At 40.3% G+C, this 1,267-nt stretch carries 1 protein-coding gene; it reads left to right on the top strand.

Annotated features, from left to right (window positions below):
* Positions 1–96: 96 nt before the first annotated feature.
* A complete protein-coding gene (locus NI469_RS15655; protein ID WP_004647387.1) occupies positions 97–1,230 on the top strand; it encodes an IS4 family transposase in 1,134 nt (377 codons plus the stop codon).
* Positions 1,231–1,267: the final 37 nt, after the last annotated feature.

Here is a 1,267-nt window from a genome sequence, read left to right on the forward strand (position 1 = left end):
CACTGCTGTCCCATAGTTTGATTTAAATAAAAAACCTGAGTCCAAATCGTTAAAATATGAGTGCAAGCAAACACTTTAACGACCAGGATTCAGGTTTTGTCACATCAGAATACCGTATTTCATCAGCTTATTAAACCCGTCGTGCGACAGGATTTTGAGCAACTTGCTAAAGTACACCATGTTGGACAGAAATTTAGAGCGGCTTCAAGATGGGATCAGTTTATTGCCATCTTGATGTCTCAACTTTCCTGCAGGCAAAGTCTGAGAGATATTCAATCCAATCTGGAGTGCCAACAGGACAAACTGAGTCATTTCGGAGCAAAGTCTATTCCCCGAAGTACACTGGCACGAATCAATGAGCAGCAGCCTGCTGCCTTGTATCAACAGCTCTTTTACAAGTTGCTTAAATACTATGAACACTCAAAAGTAGCCCATAAATTTCGCTTTAAGAATCCATTATATTCCCTGGATGCCAGTCATATTGACCTGTCGCTTTCCTTATGTGAATGGGCCAAAGTTCACGACTCAAAAGCCAGCATGAAACTCAGCATAGGATTGAATCACAGCAATGATATTCCTGAGTTTATTGCAGTTGAAAATGGTAAAGAAAATGACATGTTACAAGGCCGAAAATTCCAGTTTCCCGCTGGCAGCATTGTGGTCTTTGATAAAGGCTATGTCGATTATCAATGGTATGCGAATCTAAGCGCTCAAAACGTTAGCTTTGTGACACGTTTTAGACCTAAATCGGTGTATCAGGTGATCCAGCAACATCCCGTGCTTGAATCCAAAGGCATTCTAAAAGATGAAACCATTCAGCTAAATAGCGCACATGCCCTAAAAAGAAAAGCCCCCGTATTAAGAAGAATTGAATATAGAGATCAGCAAAGTGGCAAGCACTTTAGCTTTCTCAGCAATAACTTTCATCTAGCTGCCTCTACCATTGCAGCGATTTACAAAGACCGCTGGAAAGTTGAATTGTTCTTTAAAGCGATTAAACAGAACCTGAAATTAAAAGCCTTTTTAGGCCGAAGCAAGAACGCCATTCAGACGCAAATCTGGATTGCGATGATCGCCTATTTACTGGTAAGTTTCGCTCAACATTTAGGGAAAAAAGGCTGGACAGTTCAGCGCTTACTCAGAATAATTCAAGTGAATTTATTTGAAATAAAAACCTTAAAAGCGTTATTTTCACCCGATAAAGTCCCCATCAAACAAGAGGAAGCTTAAATGAGCTTCCTCTTGTAAAAATTGTGGGACAGCAGTG

The organism is Acinetobacter lwoffii, from assembly GCF_024129735.1.
In the GTDB taxonomy this organism is placed as follows: Bacteria; Pseudomonadota; Gammaproteobacteria; order Pseudomonadales; family Moraxellaceae; genus Acinetobacter; species Acinetobacter lwoffii_H.